At 65.7% G+C, this 17,831-nt stretch carries 15 protein-coding genes; 6 read left to right on the top strand and 9 right to left on the bottom strand.

Going from position 1 to position 17,831, the window contains the following annotated elements; all coding sequences use genetic code 11:
- Positions 1 to 83: 83 nt before the first annotated feature.
- From kstD to A5766_RS01925, 3 genes are all read left to right on the top strand, one after another.
- Positions 84 to 1,808 (top strand): 3-oxosteroid 1-dehydrogenase, encoded by a 1,725-nt coding sequence (gene kstD, locus A5766_RS01915; RefSeq protein WP_005204113.1) that lies wholly within the window; start codon positions 84 to 86, stop codon positions 1,806 to 1,808.
- A gap of 3 nt (positions 1,809 to 1,811) precedes the next feature.
- Positions 1,812 to 2,675 (top strand): MaoC/PaaZ C-terminal domain-containing protein, encoded by an 864-nt coding sequence (locus tag A5766_RS01920; RefSeq protein ID WP_005204098.1) that lies wholly within the window; start codon positions 1,812 to 1,814, stop codon positions 2,673 to 2,675.
- A 141-nt stretch (positions 2,676 to 2,816) separates the two neighbouring features.
- Positions 2,817 to 3,248: a DUF6918 family protein gene (locus A5766_RS01925; protein WP_005204096.1), complete on the top strand. Its 432-nt coding sequence runs from the start codon at positions 2,817 to 2,819 to the stop codon at positions 3,246 to 3,248.
- 23 nt (positions 3,249 to 3,271) lie between these two features.
- On the opposite strand, the gene A5766_RS24580 is transcribed toward A5766_RS01925, so the two are convergent.
- On the bottom strand, positions 3,272 to 3,412 hold the full coding sequence (locus A5766_RS24580; protein WP_168431241.1) for a hypothetical protein: 141 nt from the start codon (positions 3,410 to 3,412) through the stop codon (positions 3,272 to 3,274).
- A gap of 159 nt (positions 3,413 to 3,571) precedes the next feature.
- On the opposite strand from A5766_RS24580, the gene A5766_RS01930 reads away from it, so the two are divergent.
- Both A5766_RS01930 and A5766_RS01935 read left to right on the top strand, forming a co-directional pair.
- On the top strand, positions 3,572 to 5,284 hold the full coding sequence (locus A5766_RS01930) for an MFS transporter (RefSeq protein ID WP_005204094.1): 1,713 nt from the start codon (positions 3,572 to 3,574) through the stop codon (positions 5,282 to 5,284).
- Between the two features lie 19 nt (positions 5,285 to 5,303).
- A complete protein-coding gene (locus A5766_RS01935) occupies positions 5,304 to 6,617 on the top strand; it encodes an SLC13 family permease (RefSeq protein ID WP_005204093.1) in 1,314 nt (437 codons plus the stop codon).
- 17 nt (positions 6,618 to 6,634) lie between these two features.
- On the opposite strand, the gene A5766_RS01940 is transcribed toward A5766_RS01935, so the two are convergent.
- From A5766_RS01940 to A5766_RS01975, 8 genes are all read right to left on the bottom strand, one after another.
- Positions 6,635 to 7,840 carry an alpha/beta hydrolase family protein gene (locus A5766_RS01940; protein WP_005204091.1) on the bottom strand — a complete coding sequence of 402 codons (1,206 nt, stop codon included), beginning with the start codon at positions 7,838 to 7,840 and terminating at the stop codon, positions 6,635 to 6,637.
- Between the two features lie 83 nt (positions 7,841 to 7,923).
- A complete protein-coding gene (locus A5766_RS01945) occupies positions 7,924 to 9,570 on the bottom strand; it encodes an AMP-binding protein (RefSeq protein ID WP_064903164.1) in 1,647 nt (548 codons plus the stop codon).
- Positions 9,571 to 9,633: 63 nt separating this feature from the next.
- Complete coding sequence (locus tag A5766_RS01950) at positions 9,634 to 10,809, bottom strand: lipid-transfer protein (RefSeq protein WP_005204087.1); 1,176 nt, start codon at positions 10,807 to 10,809, stop codon at positions 9,634 to 9,636.
- Positions 10,809 to 11,219: a MaoC family dehydratase gene (locus A5766_RS01955; protein WP_005204085.1), complete on the bottom strand. Its 411-nt coding sequence runs from the start codon at positions 11,217 to 11,219 to the stop codon at positions 10,809 to 10,811. The genes A5766_RS01950 and A5766_RS01955 overlap by 1 nt, the downstream gene beginning before the upstream one ends.
- 16 nt (positions 11,220 to 11,235) lie before the next feature.
- Positions 11,236 to 12,312 carry a bifunctional MaoC family dehydratase N-terminal/OB-fold nucleic acid binding domain-containing protein gene (locus tag A5766_RS01960; RefSeq protein ID WP_005204080.1) on the bottom strand — a complete coding sequence of 359 codons (1,077 nt, stop codon included), beginning with the start codon at positions 12,310 to 12,312 and terminating at the stop codon, positions 11,236 to 11,238.
- Positions 12,309 to 13,472 carry an acyl-CoA dehydrogenase family protein gene (locus A5766_RS24830; RefSeq protein WP_005204078.1) on the bottom strand — a complete coding sequence of 388 codons (1,164 nt, stop codon included), beginning with the start codon at positions 13,470 to 13,472 and terminating at the stop codon, positions 12,309 to 12,311. The genes A5766_RS01960 and A5766_RS24830 overlap by 4 nt, the downstream gene beginning before the upstream one ends.
- 57 nt (positions 13,473 to 13,529) lie before the next feature.
- The gene (locus tag A5766_RS24835) at positions 13,530 to 14,627 is read right to left on the bottom strand and encodes an acyl-CoA dehydrogenase family protein (RefSeq protein ID WP_005204077.1); all 1,098 of its coding nucleotides are present in this window, start codon (positions 14,625 to 14,627) and stop codon (positions 13,530 to 13,532) included.
- Between the two features lie 116 nt (positions 14,628 to 14,743).
- Positions 14,744 to 16,936 (bottom strand): acyl-CoA dehydrogenase, encoded by a 2,193-nt coding sequence (locus A5766_RS01975; protein ID WP_064903165.1) that lies wholly within the window; start codon positions 16,934 to 16,936, stop codon positions 14,744 to 14,746.
- Positions 16,937 to 17,068: 132 nt separating this feature from the next.
- Between A5766_RS01975 and kstR the strand changes: the two genes are divergently transcribed.
- The gene (gene kstR / locus A5766_RS01980; protein WP_005204074.1) at positions 17,069 to 17,830 is read left to right on the top strand and encodes a cholesterol catabolism transcriptional regulator KstR; all 762 of its coding nucleotides are present in this window, start codon (positions 17,069 to 17,071) and stop codon (positions 17,828 to 17,830) included.
- The last annotated feature ends 1 nt before the right edge of the window (position 17,831 follow it).

Genomic DNA, 17,831 nt, shown 5'->3' on the forward strand with positions numbered 1-17,831 from the left:
CCCACACCCTGGCGCCACATTTCTGAAACGTGTTCTAATTCGTAGATAGAACACGTTCCACCGCGGAGCACGAAGGGAACCCGATGGCAGGCGAGCGCGAGCAAGGACAACCAGAGACCTACGACGTCATCGTCGTGGGTGCGGGTGCGGCAGGGCTGAGTGCCGCGATCACCGCAGCGGCGCAGGGCCTCACGACGGTGATCATCGAAAAGTCGCCGTACTGGGGAGGCTCGACGTCGCGCTCGGGTGGCGGCGTCTGGATTCCGAACAACTCCGTGTTGAAGCGCGACGGCGTCGACGACACACCCGAGCGGGCCCGCGAGTACGTCAAGGCGATCATCGGCGAGCACGCACGCGAAGACCGCATCGACGCCTACATCGACCGCGGCCCCGAGGCGCTCGACTTCCTGATGAAGCACGCCCCTCTCGACCTCGAATGGGTGAAGAACTACTCCGACTACTACCCCGAAGCGCCGGGCGGTCGGCTGGGCGGGCGCAGCGTCGAACCTCGGCCATTCGATGCACGAGCACTCGGCGACGACCTCGACACCCTGCACCCGCAGTACACCAAGGCGCCGCTCAATATGGTTGTGCTGCAATCGGATTACCGCTGGCTCAACACCGGTATACGCCATTGGCGCGGCCCGGCGCGGATGGCCAAGGTCGGCGGTCGATTCTTCTGGGCACGCTCGCGCGGCAAGAAGCTCATCGCGATGGGTGCGGCACTCGCCGCCGAACTGCTGCTCGGCGTTCGACAGGCCGGCGTGCCACTGCGATTGAACACCGGCCTCGTCGACCTTCTCACCGATGACGGCCGTGTCGTCGGGGTGAGAGCGGAATCCGACGGTCAGCAGTTCGACATCCGCGCCGAGAAAGGCGTGATCCTCGCCTGCGGCGGATTCGAGCGCAACGTCGAGATGCGCCGCAAATATCAGCGCGAACCGATCGGGGCGGACTGGACGACGGGCGCGCCGTCGAACACCGGTGACGGGATCAACGCGGGCATCAAGATCGGCGCCGCGGTGTCGCTGATGGACGACGCCTGGTGGGGACCGACCATTCCCCTGCCGCGCGGGCCGTGGTTCGCACTCTCCGAACGCTCCGTCCCCGGCACGTTCATCGTCAACATGCGCGGCGAGCGATTCATGAACGAATCACTGCCCTACGTGGAGGCCGTGCACCAGATGTATGGCGGCGAGTTCGGCCAGGGCGACGGCCCGGGAGAGAACGTACCCGGCTGGCTGATCTTCGACCAGACGTGCCGCAACCGATACCTCTTCGCGGGGATCAACGCGCGACAACCGTTGCCCAAGAAGTGGTTTGATTCCGGGGTCGTCGTCAAAGCCGACACGATCTCCGAGCTCGCCGACAAGATCGGCGTCCCTGCCGACGCGCTGACCACGACAACCGAACGCTTCAACGGATTCGCGAAGTCCGGCGTCGACGCCGACTTCCATCGCGGCGAGAGCGGCTACGACCACTACTACGGCGACATCACCAACAAGCCCAACCCGAGCCTCGGGCCGGTCCGCAAGGCGCCGTTCTACGCGGTCAAGATGGTGCCGGGAGACCTCGGCACCAAGGGCGGCATCGACACCGACGCGTCGGGCCGCGCGCTGCGACCGGACGGCTCGGTCATCGAGGGCCTCTACGCCGCGGGCAACACCAGCGCACCGGTCATGGGCCACACCTATGCCGGCCCCGGCGCCACCATCGGCCCCGCGCTCGTCTTCGGCTACCTCGCCGCGCTCGACGCCGCCGCACGCACCGGGCAGGCAACCCCGACGTCGACGACGGCAGGAGCGTAAGCCGTGCCCATCGATCCATCGGTCGCAGTCGGGGCAGAGTTGCCCGAGGTCACCTTCTCGTGGACGGCATCCGACGTTGCGCTCTACCACCTCGCCGTCGGAGCAGCCCGTGATCCGCTCGACGCCGCCGGCCTGCGCTACGTCGACGACGCCGCTCCCAAGGTGCTACCGACGTTCGCGACGGTCGCCGCGACGTTCCACGCGACGCAGGCTCCCACGGTCTCCTTCCCCGGCATCGACATCGATCTGGCGAAGGTCGTCCACGGCAGCCAGCAGATCACCGCGCACCGACCACTGCCGCCGGAGGGCAAGGCGACGACGCGCAAGCGGATTGTCGAGGTCCAGGACAAGGGGTCCGCGGCGGTCATCATCTCCGAGGGCGTCACCGTCGACGAGACGGGCGAACCGCTGTGGACCGAGCGGTCGTCGATCTTCGCCAAGGGCGAGGGCGGTTTCGGAGGCGAACGCGGAGCGTCGAGCAAAGTCGCTTATCCCGACCGAGCACCCGATGTCACCCTGCAGGTCCCCACGCTGCCGAACCAGGCGCTGCTCTACCGGTTGTGCGGCGACCGCAATCCCCTGCACTCCGACCCGGCATTCGCCGCGGCCGCCGGCTTTCCGCGTCCCATCCTGCACGGCCTGTGCACGTATGGATCGGTGTGCCGGGCCGTCGTCGACGAACTCCTCGACGGCGATGTCATTGCGGTGGCCGACTTCTCGGCAACCTTCGCGGGCGTGGTGTTCCCGGGTGAGACTCTCGACGTTGCGGTGTGGGACGAGGCCGACAGGCTCCTGGTGACCGCCTCGGTGATCGACCGCGAGAACGCCCCGGCGCTGGCGAACGTGGTCGTGGACAAACGCCGCTGAGCAGTCGACGGGAGTCGCGGAAATTCGACGTCGAAGACCGGATGCCGCCAGCGCGCACCATCGCAGACGGAACCGATAAGGTCACTGACGGTCATTCCCGCAACCTGCCGTGGCCGTGCCACGGACCAAGAAGGAGATTCGATGAGCGATTCGCTGCAGTCACTGCTCGGAGCCAACCGTCCGGCAGTGGTCAACGATTTCGTCGGCGTGATCGACGCCGAGGTGTCGGAGCAGAAGGGCCTCAGCGGAGCCGCTGTCAAAGCGGCATACGGCGCAGTCCAGAAGATCAAGCCGGACATCGTGACTCGGGCCACCGATCAGTTGCTGCCCGACTTTCTCGCTGCGCTGCAACCGTTCTGGGACAGCAAGCCCGCGGGAGTCGCGTTCGGCGATCATCTCGCGAACAATTCCGACGCGGCCTCCGAAGCACTGCTTCAGGTGACCGACGATCAGGTATCGAATGCCAAGCCTGCACTGGCGAAGGCATACAACTCGCTGCGCGGCAAGGCGAAAAACTATGTGGCCGCGGCACTTCCGCGAGTCGGCGCAGTCGTCGAGAAGTACGCGGGCTGAGTCCGACGTGTCGGCTGGTCGCGCTAGGCCGCGGAGGTGAGGATGAGAACCAACACCACACCGACCGCGATCAGCGCGGCCAGCATCGACAACACCCGCCAGATGTGCAGGCGGACCGGCGTCGTGTCGGTTGCTCGTGAAGATGCGACCTGGGATGAGGCCATGATCTCTCACTTTCGATCGTCCGGGACACCCGCCAACTACCTTGTCGAATACTCCCGGTGTGTTACTACAGTGATAAATGTGTCACATGGTGCAGGAGTTTGGGGTGTTTCCCGGCAGCGTGTCGCGAATAACCTCGACACGATACCCACGGGGACGAAATGGCCGGGCTGACACGCACGAGACTGACCCGCGAGAACACACGTGCGGCATGGCTGATTCTGATCGCCTGCGCTGCGGTCAGCATGGTGGTCGCGGCGATGGCCGCACTGAACACCGCTCTGGCCGACATCGCCGTCGACATCGGCGCCGACTCGAGCGAGATGACGTGGATCGTCGACGGCTACACGTTAGCCCTTGCGGCACTTCTACTTCCGGCAGGCGCCATCGGCGACCGGTTCGGTCGGCGCGAGGTCCTGATCGTCGGTCTCGTCATTTTTGCCGTCGCCTCGCTGCTGGCGATCTGGACCACCAATCCCACCCAGTTGATCTGCACCCGAATCCTGGCAGGCGCCGCTGCGGCGCTCATCATGCCCACCACGCTGTCGCTGATCACCTCCGGCGTGCCCACGGACAAGCGCAGTATCGCCGTGAGCATTTGGGCTGCGGTGGCAGGTGCGGGAGCGATCGCGGGATTCTTCGTCACCGGTGTGCTGCTCGAATTCTTCTCGTGGCACTCGATTTTCATCACCTTCGCGGCATCGGCCCTCGTGACCGCTCTGCTGTGCCTGACGATCGGAACCTCCCGCGACAGCAACCCCGGACGCTTCGACTTCGGCGGTACCGCCCTCTCGGTCCTCGGCGTGACCGGAATCGTCTTCGGTCTTCTCGAAGCACCGCACCGGGGTTGGGGTGACGCGCTCGTACTGTTCACCCTGATCGGCGGACTGGTGCTGTTGGCCGCGTTCTGCGTGGTGGAACTACGCATCACCGACCCGCTGCTCGACGTCCGACTGTTCACCAACCGCGCCTTCGGTTCCGGCGCACTCTCGGTGGCATTGCAATTCTTCGCGTCCTTCGGCGCCTTCTATCTGATGTTGCAGCGACTGCAACTGGTGATGGGCTACTCCCCGCTGCAATCGGCTTTCGCACTGATGCCCATGGTCGTCGGCGTCAGCGCTTTCGCGCTCGTGGGCAACTGGGTCGCCGTGCGGTTCCACTCGCTGCGTTTCGTTCTCGCGGGCGGAATCCTCGTCGCAGGCATCGGCATGCTGCTCCTAGGGCTCGTCGACTACGACAGTTACCCGGTGTTCGCGGCGATGACAGGAGTCATCGCGACCGGTATCGGACTCGCGACCGCACCGTCGACCACGGCCATCATGTCGAATACACCGCTGGACAACCAGGGCGTCGGGTCGGCGGTCAACGACACAGCGCGCGAACTCGGTGCGGCCATCGGGATCGCCATCGCCGGGTCGCTGCTCGCGGCCGGGTACTCCGCCCGAATCGGGCCGACGAGCGCACTCGCTCACGACCAACTCGACGCCGCCGGACGCCAACGCATCGCCGCCGGCGACACGGCGGGTGGCCAGGCGCTTCTCGCCCAGGCCGACGAGGCGTCGACTCGCATCGGCAAGTCACTGGCGGAGGCCACCGAGGTGGCACACAGACTTCCCGCGCAGGCGAGCGGTCTGGCACGCGCCATCCTCGATGGCGCGCAAGACGCGTTCGTCACGCCGATGAATCAGGCGTGCGTCGTCCTCGGAGCGGTCCTCCTCGCGGGCGCAGCCGTGTTGCTGTGGCTCGCTCCTCGTCGTGTCGTCGCGGTCACCGATACCGACATCGGTACCGGAACCGGCGAGGGGGAACCTGTGACAGGGAGCAACGAGTTCGGCTGGGCCGACGGCGACAGGCAACGCTCCACGGAAAGGTGAGCAGCGTAGGCTCGCTCCGGTGATCGAGGCGAGCAGCGCGTTCGGCACCGTGGTCGCGGTCGTCGTGATGGTCGTGACCATCGTCGCCACCGTATCGGTCACACGCGTCCCCGCCGCAGTTGTCGCCGTTCCGGCGGCTGTGCTCGTCGTCGCGCTAGGTCTCGTCGACTGGCACACCGCCCTGGCAGAGGTGCGGTTCATGCTGCCGACGATCGGGTTTCTCGCGGCGATGCTCGTCGTCGCCGAGATCTGCGCACGCGCAGGCGTTTTCGTCTGGGTCGGGGTGGTACTGGCCAGGTGGAGTCGCGGTTCGGCGATCGGATTGCTGCGCATCGTGTTCGTGGTGGCAGCCATCACGACCGCTGTACTGTCCCTCGACACCACGATCGTCCTGCTGACCCCGGTGGCGGTGCTGACCGCACGACACATCGGCGCGCGGGTCACACCCATCGCCTTCGCGAGCAACCATCTGGCCAACAGCGCCTCGACGCTTCTGCCCGTCTCCAACCTGACCAATCTGCTCGCCTTCGGCGCGGCCGGGCTGTCGTTCACGCGCTTCGCCGCGATCATGGCGTGGCCGTGGGTCGCGGCGATCGTCGTCGAATATCTCGTCTTTCGGTGGTTCTTCGCCGTAGACCTGCGGTCTCCCCGTGGACAACGTGAGGTCGACGACCCTCCCGAACCAGACGTACCCGATGTGGCGCACGACCATTCAGGAGGAGGCGAGTCGCCACGAGCGCCGCTGCTGACGTTGGCCGCGCTCGGCGTGCTTCTCGTGGGATTCGTCGTCGCAGAACCTCTCGGTGTCCCGCTGGCCGCCGTGGCGGGCATCGGGGCGCTGGTCATGGCGTTGCCGTCGCTGTGGCGGGCACCGGCCGCAACATGCGTCGACGCCGTCCGCGCCGCAGGAGTCCCATTCCTGATCTTCGTTGCCGCGCTGGGTGTGATCATCCTGCCCGTGCGCAACGGCCCCGTGGGTGATCTCTTCTCGACGCTGATGCCCTCCGGGGCAGGACTTCTCGCGCTGCTGGGTGCCGCGGTGATCGCAGCGATCGCCGCCAACCTGTTCAACAATCTCCCTGCGACGCTGCTGCTCGTCCCGCTCGTGGCGGGTCAACCGGCGCTGGTGCTCGCGATACTGCTCGGTGTGAACATCGGCCCCAACCTGGCCGTGTTCGGGTCGCTGGCCAATCTGCTGTGGCGTGACGTCATGCGTCGGCACTCGGCGTCGACGTCGTCGCGTGTCTACCTGTCACTCGGACTGGTGTCGGTGCCGCTGACACTGGTAGCAGCCGTGCTCGCACTCTGGGTCGGGCTGCGAGCGTTCGGCTGAGCTTTCGGCTGTGCGGGTCAGCCGAAGAGCTTGGCCACGAACGGGATCGAGTCACCCTTCGACGCATTGACCGTGCCACTGTGGTCTTGGTTCGGATAGAACCGAAACGTGACCGGCTGGTTGTTCGCCTTGAGTCGCGACACGAGGAGCAACACTCCGGGAGTGTTCACATCGGTGTCGAGGCCGCCCTGTCCGATGAAGAACGGTCGGTCGTAGCCGGATTCGGGGATGCCCATGTAGTCGGTGAGTTTCGCCTGGAATCCGGGAATGTCCGACAGCGGGCGGCTCAACAGTTTTCCGGGATCGACCTTCTGCGACCGGACCAGACCGCCGAGTTCGTTGTCGGAGTCGCACAGGGTCTCGGCCTTGTCGACCCAGTAGCGCCCGTACGGGGTCAGGAACGAGTTGATGTTCCATTCCGGGAACGACGTGCGCAGTCCGGAGAGGATGTACATCACGTAGATCGTCGTGTTGGGCGAGAACCCGCCTAGTCGGACCGGCGACGGACGACCAAGCGCCGCAACGAGATTCTCGATGTATGCCGGAACGCCGGTCCCGACGGCGCCCCGATAGTCCAGATCCTTGCCACCGAACTGGGTTGCGTAGCGAGCCGTCGTGATCGCGGCTCCGCCACCCTGCGACTGCCCGACGACCGCCCACTTGCGCGACAACTGCGGATACACCTGCCGTGCCGCCTTCACGCTGTCGACGATGCTGTGCGCCTCGACCCGACCGTTCAGATACGGATGGTTACCCGGCGTACCGAGCCCCACATAATCCGAGGCGACCACCGCGTATCCCTTGGACATCCACGAGCCGAGGTAGTCCCAGTCACGCTCGACGGCGACCGGACCGCCGATGGAGTAGGCACAGTGATCGGCGAGCCCGGTAGTACCGTGCGCCCACGCGATCACCGGCCAGCCACCCTTGGGAGGAGTACCCGGCGGGAGATAGACAGCACCGCTCGACAGCGCAGGCACATCGCGAACGCCCTTGGTCCAGTAGGTGATTCGCTTTGCATCGACCGCACCGGGGACGGTGATGCGCGCCGGGAGCGGCTCGGTGGACACCACAGTGCCCGACGCACCGCTCGGGGCCGCATGTGCGGGCGAGGCGCCGGCCACCGCCGACACCGTCGCAACGGCCACTGCCATCGCCGACACCATCACGCCAACCCGACGCCCGACCCTGCTTCGCTTACTCACGATGAACACCGTATACATTCGGCGCCCCCTTCGCGCGGCAAACGGCCGATCGAGTGGGCGTCGCGTTACGCCGAGCGGGCGCTCTGTCGGGCCGAGTGTGCTCAGACGCCTGCCGACTCCGGGGCAGCAGGCGCCTGGGCAGCGGTGGCTTTCGCCCACTTGTAGTCGGCCTTGCCCGCGGGCGTCCGCTTGACCTCGTCGACGAAGACGACGAGGCGCGGCACCTTGTAGCCCGCCAGCGATTCGCGGCAATGCGTCTGCAAGTCTTCGAGAGTCGGCTCCGATTCGCCCTGCGCCACCGCGACCACCGCACCGACCCGCTGCCCGTATTTGGGATCAGGAACCGGGACGACGAGAGCGTCGGCCACGGCCGGGTGCGCGTGCAGCGTCGCCTCGACCTCCTCGGCGTAGACCTTCTCGCCGCCGGTGTTGATGCATTGCGAACCACGCCCGAGAAACACGATGGTCCCGTCGGCTTCCACTGTCCCCATGTCGCCGAGCACCGAGATGCGTCGACCGTCGGGAAGTGTCGGGAATGTCTTGGCCGACTTGGCCTCGTCCTTGTAATAGCCGAGGGGCACATTGCCGATTCGCGCGATGTATCCGACATCGCCTGAGCCAGGGGTGATCTCGTTGAGCGACTCGTCGACCACCATCATCTTGTCCGTCGGCGGCACCCGAAGGTTGCCGTTGTCGTCCATCATGATCTCGCCGTCGTTGCCCGACTCCGACGCGCCGAAATTGTCACGCAGCACCAGATCCGGCTTGACCGCCGCCATCCGCTCACGGACGTGCTGCGACCAGATCGCACCGCCGGAGGTGATCGAGAACAGCGACGACAGATCGACGTCGCCCTTGCGACGCTCGAGTTCCTCGACGAGCGGCATTCCCATCGCGTCGCCGACGATGAGGATGATCTGGATCTGCTCATCCTCGATGCCCGACACGATTGCGGCCGGATCGAAGTCGCGCATCAGCACCAACCGACCGCCAAGCGTGAGGAAGGTGAACAACGAATACGACGCCGCGCCGTGCATCAGCGGTGCGGCGATATTGAAGGCGATCGACGGGAAATCCTTCACCGCCGCACCGACTTCGGCAAGATCCTTGCGCGCCTCGCCATACGGGTTGCCACCGGAGATCGGCTTGCGGAAGAAGTCGTCGTGGCGCCAGATCACGCCCTTCGGATAGCCGGTGGTGCCGCCCGTGTACAGGAGATAGTGCTCGTCGCCGGTCCGCTGCTCGAAATCCTTTGCGTCGGACATTTTCTCCGAATCAGAGAACGGCACGATCTGCACAGTGCGTCCGTCGGGCAGATCGTCGGCCGCCGCGCGCAGTTCGTCGACGATCTCGCCGATGACGAATACCGTTCTCACGAGCGGTAATTCGGACAGCAGGGCGGCGACGCTGCGCTGATGCTCCGGCTCTTCGACGACGATTCCCCGCGAGTCGGAATTGTCGAAGATGTATCCCAGCTCGGCATTGGTATAGCGATAGTTGACGTTGACCGGCACCGCGCGGACCTTCAGCAGGCCGAGCAGACTGGTGACGTGTTCGACGCTGTTCTTGAGAAACAGTGACACGTTGTCGTCGAGTCCGATGCCCTGCGCGGCGAACATGTGCGCGACCTGGCTCGAAAGTCGATCGAGCTCGGCATAGCTGATCTGCCGTCCGCCGTAGCTGAGGGCTATGCGGTCGGGGACCGAATCGGCGACTGTCTCGAAGACGTCGGCGAGGTTGAATTTCATTGCTGCTGGCTCCTCTTGCTGCACTGCTTGTGACCCGTCATCTCTCTCCGCGCTGCACGGCTCTTACGCCGCCGTCAGCACCAAACCACTTGTCGGAACCCCTGTTCCGGCCGTGACCACCACCCGCTCCGCGCCCGGCACCTGATTCACCGAGGTGCCGCGCAGTTGCCGGACCGCTTCGGCGATCCCGTTCATCCCGTGGATGTAGGCCTCCCCCAACTGACCTCCGTGTGTGTTCAGCGGGAGCCGACCACCGACTTCCAACGCGCCCGGCTCTCGCACGAAATCCTTTGCCTCGCCGCGGCCGCAGAACCCCAACTCCTCCAACTGCAACAGGGTGTACGGCGTGAAGTGGTCGTAGAGGATCGCGGCGTCCATGTCGTCGGGCCGCAAACCCGACTGCTCCCAGAGCTGCCGACCGACCAGGCCCATCTCGGGCAGCGCGGCGAGTTCGTCCCGGTAATAGCTCGTCATGATGAACTGGTCGACGCCGCTGCCCGACGCCGCCCCCGAGATCACGGCAGGCGGATTCGGTAGATCGCGCGCGCGGTCAGCCGACACGACGACGATCGCAACGCCACCGTCCGACTCCTGACAGCAATCGAGCAGATGCAACGGCTCGGCGATGTAGCGCGACTGCTGATGGTCGTCCAACGTTATCGGCTTGCCGTAGAAGAACGCCTCGGGATTGGTTGCCGCGTGCTTGCGGTCGACGACGGCAATGCGTCCGAAATCCTCACTCGTGGCGCCGAACTCGTGCAGGTACCGCTGCGCGACCATGGCGACGAACGCTGCCGGGGTCGACAACCCGTGCGGATAGCTGAACGCGTTGTCGGTACCCGACGAGTTCTCCTGGTTGGCCACAGCCGAATTGACCTGTCCGAAGCGCAAACCCGACCGCTCGTTGAACGCTCGATACGCCACGACGACGTCGGCGACACCCGTGGCCACAGCCATCGCCGCCTGCTGCACCGTCGAACATGCCGCACCTCCGCCATAGTGGATGCGCGAGAAGTACGTGAGCTCGGGGATTCCCACCGCGCGGGCGACGGCGATCTCCGAGTTGGTGTCCATGGTGAAACTGACCAGCCCGTCGACATCGGCGGGAGTCAGGCCGGCATCGGCGAGCGCTGCCTGCACCGCCTCGGTTGCCAATCGCAGTTCGCTGCGCCCGGAGTTCTTGGAGAACTCGGTGGCACCGATGCCTGCGATCGCGGCTGCCCCCGACAGCTGCCCCATCAGCGATCTCCCCACGTGAGCGTGACCGTCGAGATCACATGCTTACCAAGCGCATTGGTTCCCGTGACGGCAACGGTGATGAGATCGTCGTCGACGCCGGTCACGTCGCCGGTGAAGGTCAACGAGTCGTAGGCGTACCACGGCACACCGAGTTTGAGCTTGATCGAACGAATCCGCGACGAGGGACCGGCCCAGTCGGTGACGAATCGCTCGACGAGTCCGGTGTCGGTGAGGATGTTGACAAAGATGTCCTTGGACCCCTTGGCCTGAGCGAGATCGCGGTCGTGATGCACGTCCTGGAAGTCACGGGTTGCCAGCGCCGTCGACACGATGAACGTTGGTGTCGCTTCGATTGTCAACGGCGGCAACGTCGTTCCTACTTCGACAGCGGGAATCGCGCTGGTGGTCACTGGGCCTCCTGTGTGGTCACTGTGCCTCCTGTGCGGTAGGGCGCCACGCGTACAACGTCCAGGCGTCGGTGCCCGACTCCTCGTCGGCGGGAAAGTCGACGAACATCGCCTCGACGCGCTGTCCGATGTGCACGTCGGCAGGGTCGACGTCGCGCAACTCGGCGAGCATGCGGACGGGCGCGGAGAGCGGTACACCGTCGCCGCCGCTCTCTACCGCGTCGAGTCCGTCGAGTTCTACGAGGGCGACCACGAAAGGCAGCTCGCGCCCTGGCACTTTGGGTGCGCGGTGCACCACGTAGCTGTAGACCGTCCCCGTGCCTGCCGCGACGACGTAGTCGGTGACCGGCACCGTTCCGTCGGGTCGTCGCGGCTTCCAGGTCGCGGGTATCGGCGGATGACGTAGCGTTCCGTCGTCGAGTTTCTGGATGCGCAGTTCGTGGGCTGCGACGCCCTCCCAGAAGAACTCGGTGTCGCGAGATGCGCTGGGACGCAACATTCGTGAGGGGTCGAGATCGGAGGGTACGCCACCGGCCTCGGTGTCGGCGGTCCCGGTGTCGGCGGTCCCGATGTCGCGGGTCGTGGCGGCGTCGTCGTGCGGCCGGAACTTCAGGATGCGGAAGTCCATCTCGGCGACCACCTCGTCGTCGACCGACCAGGTGTTGCGCGTGGTGAAGAACCAACCCTCCCCCAGTGCCGTCTGCTTGGGTCCGACGACGTCGAGAAGTTCAGCCGAGAGCGAGACCTGCTCTCCCACATCGAGATAGCGATGATAGGTGGTGTCGCAGTTGGTCGCCACGACGGAGGTGTACCCCGCCTCATCGAAGAGCTCCGACGCCCTGCCGAGCGGATCGTCGGCGGTACGCCGCCCGTTCAGCCCGCGCATCGTCCACACCTGCGCCATCGCGGGCGGTGCGACGACTCCCGAATGTCCCGCTGCACGAGCAGCTTCGGCGTCGACGTAGACAGGGTTCGTGTCGCCGATGGCCTCGACCCAGTTGTTGATCATCGGGGTGTTCACCGGGTCGCGCCCGAGCGTCGGCGCGCTCGGCCCGGCGTCGATGATCGCCTGCGCGGCGGTGCGGATGTCGCTCATCGCTTGGCCCTCGGTAGTCCCAGTCCGGCGGTGGCGATCATGTCGCGCATCACCTCGTTGACGCCACCTCCGAAGGTGATCACCACGTTTCTCTTCTCCTGAACGTCGAGCCAATCCACCAGGGCTGCGGTCTCGGGATCGGTGAAATCCCCGTAACGGCCGATGATCTCGTCGATCATGCGACACACCACCTGCACGCGCTCTGTCGCGAACACCTTCGTCGCCGCGGCATCGGCCATCGAAATGGCCTCTCCCGTCGACGCCACCTGCCAGTTGAGTAGTTCGTTGATCCGCGCGTATGCGTCGATCTGGGCGAGCGCCCGCGCGACGTCGGGATGCTTGGCGATCACGGTGCCGTCGGGGCCGGGACGCGATGCCCACGCACGGACACGCGACGCCAGTCCCTCGATACGTCCGGCGGGTCCGAGCATCACCCGCTCGTGGTTGAGCTGCGTGGTGATCAGTCTCCACCCGCCACCCTCGTCGCCGACGCGCATCGATACCGGAACGCGAACATCGTTGTAGTACGTGGCATTCACGTGATGAGCGCCGTCGGCGGTGATGATCGGCGTCCAACTGAATCCCGGATCGGAGGTGTCGACGATGAGGATCGAGATGCCCTTGTGCTTGGGGGCGTCCTTGTCGGTGCGGACCGCCAGCCAGATGTAGTCGGCGTCGTGGCCGCCTGTGGTGAAGATCTTCTGCCCGTTGACCACGTAGTGATCACCGTCGCGGACCGCCGTCGTGGTCAGTGATGCGAGGTCGGTCCCGGCGTCGGGTTCGGTGTAGCCGATCGCGAAATGGACGTCGCCGGCGAGGATTCTGGGAAGGAAGAGCTTCTTCTGTTCGTCGGTTCCGTGTACCTGGAGGGTGGGCCCGACCGTTTGGAGGGTCACCGCGGGAAGCGGAACGTCGGCGCGCACCGCCTCGTTGGTGAAGATCTGCTGTTCGATCTCTCCGAATCCCTTGCCGCCGTATTCCTTCGGCCACCCGACCCCGAGCCACCCGTCGCGCCCCATCTGTCGGATCACATCCCGATAGGTGGGGCCGTGGCGCTCGGTGAGCATGGTGTGTGCTGCCGTGGGGTCGACCAGATCGGCGAAATACTCACGCAGATCGGCGCGCAACTGCTGCTGCTGCGGCGTGAGGTCTATGAACATCGGTGTACTTCCCCTGCGGATTCGGTATGAGCTGTCGGGTGAATCAGGTTGGTGCCGCTATGGATTCGACGCGTCGGCGAGCTCGTCGAGTCGGGCGTTGGCCCCTCCGACGAGTCGCGCGAGATCCTTGGCGATCGAGAAGTAACGATGCAACGGATACGTCAGGTCGACACCGACGCCCCCGTGGAGGTGGGTCATGGTCCGCATCGCCGCGGGGATCTCGGCTGCCGTCCAATACGACGCGATGCCCAGATCCTGTTGTGCATCAAGACCTTCGGAGAGTCGCCACGCGGCAGCCGTGGTCGAGAGGTTCAGCGACCGTCCGACGACGTAGATGTCGGCCAACTGCTGCCCGACAGCCTGGAACAGCGCGATCGGTTTGCCGAACTGCGTACGGTTGGACACGTGATCGGCGGTGAGGCGCGTAGCCCCCGCGACAAGGCCGTCGGCGTACGCACTCACCGCGAGTCGGTACAGGTTTCGCAATCCCGAGATCTCGGCGGCGAGAACGTCGGCGTCGTCGACGATCACGTCGTCGAACCGCACCGTGAACTCGCCCCAACCACTCGACGTCGGGGTTCGCGTGATCGACACACCGTCGGCGGCGGTTGCCACGGCGACCACCCCGGCATCGCTGGCGACGAGTAGCGTCGACGCGCCGTCGGCGTGCAACACCCCACTCTTGGTGCCCGACAACCGCCCGTCACGCAACGTGGTGCGCGGCGTCGACGTCAACGGATCGCCGGGTTCGCCGATCGCGATCGCGTGCCATCCGCCGTCGGTGAGCGTCGCGGCCCACCGATCGCGCGCGGCGTGGTCGACGGTCTGCAGGAAGAGTGCGGACACCAGTGCGCCGAGTGCCGGGGTCACCGCGGCGGCCGAACCCAGCTGCCGCAGCAGCGGTAGCACGCCGAGGACTCCGAGATCGTCACCCCCGAGCGCTTCCGGTAGTGGCAGGGCGAGCAGTCCGGCGTCGGTCAATGCCGTCCAGAGGTTGTGATCAAAGCCGTCGTACGACGCCGCGGAATCCTCTTGCGACTCGCCTGCCCTGACCCGTCCGCCGAACAGCGACGTCCAGTCGGACTCGTGGCGGGTGAATACATCCCGCGCCACATCGGCGACCGCTTCCGCGGAGCTGTCCATGCCGAAATCCACCGACGGTCCCCTTCTCGCCAACACCAAAACTAGAACTCGTTCTAGTTGTATCAGACTTCGCGCCCTCGGTGGGCGAATTGGCGGTTGATCTGCTGATTCTCGGGTCTCGTCACGCGTCAGCCGCGCGGCAGACCGAGAATCCGTTCGGCTGCGGCGGTCCGCAGTATCTGGGTGGTGCCGCCTGCAATGGACAGACACCTGTTCTGCAGGAGCTGATCCGACGCCTCACCGGCACCAGCACCGTCGACGCCGAGCAGGTCGAGACCGAACTCCGGCACCGATTGCCGGTGCGCGACGCCGATCAGCTTGCGCACGCTCGACACCGCACCCGGATCGTGGCCCGCCAGCCGACGCGACACCGCGAGGGCGTCGAGAACACGTCCGACGTGAGCATCGGCGACGAGCTCACCCAACCGTGCCAACTCGCCTGCGGACAGCTCCCGACCCAACGAATCGATCTGCCCCAGCAGCGCGTCCATCTCCTTGCCGAGTCCCGAACCACCCATGGCCACACGTTCGTTGGCAAGCGTCGTACGGGCCAGGCGCCAGCCACCGTCGACCTCACCGACCACGCACTCGTCGGGCACGAACACGTCGTCGAGGAAGACCTCGTTGAAGTTGGCCTGCCCGGACAACTCCCGAAGCGGTCGGATGTCGATGCCGGACGAAGCCATGTCGATCAGGAAGTAGGTGATCCCCTTGTGTTTCGGCACCTCGGGATTCGTTCGGGCGAGACAGATCCCCCACTGCGCGTTGTGCGCCTGGGAGGTCCAGATCTTCTGCCCGGTCAGACTCCAACCGCCATCGACGCGAATAGCCCTGGTGCGCAACGACGCAAGGTCGGAGCCTGCCTCGGGTTCGCTGAACAACTGGCACCAGATGATGTCGCCGACGAGGGTCGGATGCACGAAACGTGTGTGCTGCTTGGCGGTTCCGTGCTCGAGGATCGTCGGGATCGCCCATGCCCCGATCACGAGGTCGGGACGTTCGACGTCCGCGCGTTCGAACTCGGAGTCGATGAGCAACTGCAGCGCCGGGTCGGCACCGAGACCGTGCGGCGGCGGCCAATGCGGTGTGAGATAACCGGATTCGGCCATCGCAGCCCGCTGCGCATCCGGTGCTGCTGCCGCGATCGCGGCGATGTCGGCCCTGATCGCCGCGCGACAATGTTCGACGGAGGTCAGGTCGAGCTCAAAGCGTCGACGCCCACCGAGGATGCCGAGGCGACCGAGTTGCTCACGCTGCGTCGACGCGGCCGCTGTCGCGGCGCGCAGTGCCAATGCCGTCCGCAGGTAGAGATGTGCGTCGTGCTCGAATGTGAACCCGATGCCCCCGAGCACCTGGATGCAGTCCTCGGTGGTCGCGACGGGCAGCGATGCGATGAGCACATCGGCGGCGAGCCTGGAGAACGCGAGTTGTTCGCGCGCGGTCTCCGCGTCGTCGTCGCCCACGGGTGCGGCAATCGCAGCGTCGACGGCGACCGCGAGATCCCATGCCGCCGCGGTGACCTGTTCGCTGCGACAGAGCATGTCGGCGCAGATGTGCTTCACGGCTTGGAACGAGCCGATCGGCGCTCCGAACTGAGTGCGCACCTTGGCGTAGTCGACCGCGGTGTCGAGCGCCCAGCGCGTCACGCCGGATGCGTATGCGGCGAAGGCGGCCGACAGCGCGCCCGCAATGAGATCACCATCGTCGACGGCGAGCAGGTCGTCGACTCTCAGATCGGTGATGCGCAGCCGACCGACCGATCCTCTGCCATCGAGGCTCGCCGCAGGCTCCACATCGCGTACGCCCGCATCGGCAGGAATCACAAACCACCTGGCATCAATACCCTGACCTGCAATTTTTGTGAGGATTACGCTGCTGTCGACATATCCGACGATGCTGCCGAGATCGACTGATCCGTCGACCAGCACCGCCTCGCCACCTGCCCGCGTAAGGGTGGGCACCGTCGCGGAGACTTCTCCCGACACCAACGTGTCGCGCACCGCCGCGGCACGGGGGTCGATCGACACCGATAGCGCCAGGGTCGCCACGACGGTCTCGCCGATCGGACCCGGCACCAGGCTGGCCCCACACTGCTCGATCATCGCTGCGACGTCGGCGAACGAGGCTCCGACGCCGCCCTGTGCCTCGTCGACCAGCGCAGCGAACACGCCCAACTCGGCCAGTTCTGGAAACAGGTGGCGCCAGTGATCGCGCGGTTTCTCCAGTTCAGCCCGTACGATATCGGTGGTGCGACGGCGCGTCGCCCACGCGGAAATGGCTTCGCAGACGGCGATCTGTTCGGCCGACGTGGCAAGGCTCACGCTGAAATCCTCTGCATTTCGGTTGTGACGAAGAATTAGAACCTGTTCTAATAGTCCGAAGGGATTTTGTCCACCAGACCTGTCGACGTCCCAGCGACGTCGACGGTCACGAGATGAGGATGTCGCCTACACATGACCCGGTCGTCTGAAGATGCCGTGCCACAGAAGTCGGCACCGAGTCCGAACAAGGGAGCCTCGTCGAAGTCGGTCGCCGACAAGGGCTCTCCCGCCCAGCCCGACGCCGCATCAACCGCAGCCACAGCCGCGTCAATCGCAGCGACATCCACGACAGCCAATTCGACGACCGAAAGCGGTTCCGCAGCGCAACGCGACCGTCGACGCCGCATCCTCGACGCGACGCTCGCCCTCGCCTCCAAGGGCGGCTACGACGCCGTGCAGATGCGCACCGTCGCAGAGAAGGCCGACGTCGCGGTGGGAACCCTCTACCGCTACTTCCCGTCGAAGGTGCACCTGCTGGTCACCGCGCTTGCGCGTGAGTTCGAGCGCGTCGAGACCCGCGTCGACCGCTCCCAATTGCAGGGCGAGAACGCCATTGAGCGACTGCGCCACGTCCTCGACATGATCACCTTCGCGATGCAGCGCGATCCGCTGTTGACCGAGGCCATGACAAGAGCCTTCATGTTCGCCGACGCGTCCGCGACCGCCGAGGTCGATCAGGTCGCCGGGATCATCGACCGACTGTTCGCAGGCGCGATCGTCGACGAGGGCGAGCCAAGCGACGAAGAACTCGCGATCGCACGCGTGCTGTCGGATGTGTGGATGTCGAACCTGGTGCAGTGGCTCACCCGCCGCGCCTCGGCCACCGACGTCACCAACCGGCTCGAGCTCACAGTCCGACTGCTCCTCAAGGGCAGGGTCGCAGCACAGGCGTAAC

It is taken from the genome of Gordonia sp. 852002-51296_SCH5728562-b (assembly GCF_001665475.1).
GTDB lineage: Bacteria > Actinomycetota > Actinomycetes > Mycobacteriales > Mycobacteriaceae > Gordonia > Gordonia sputi.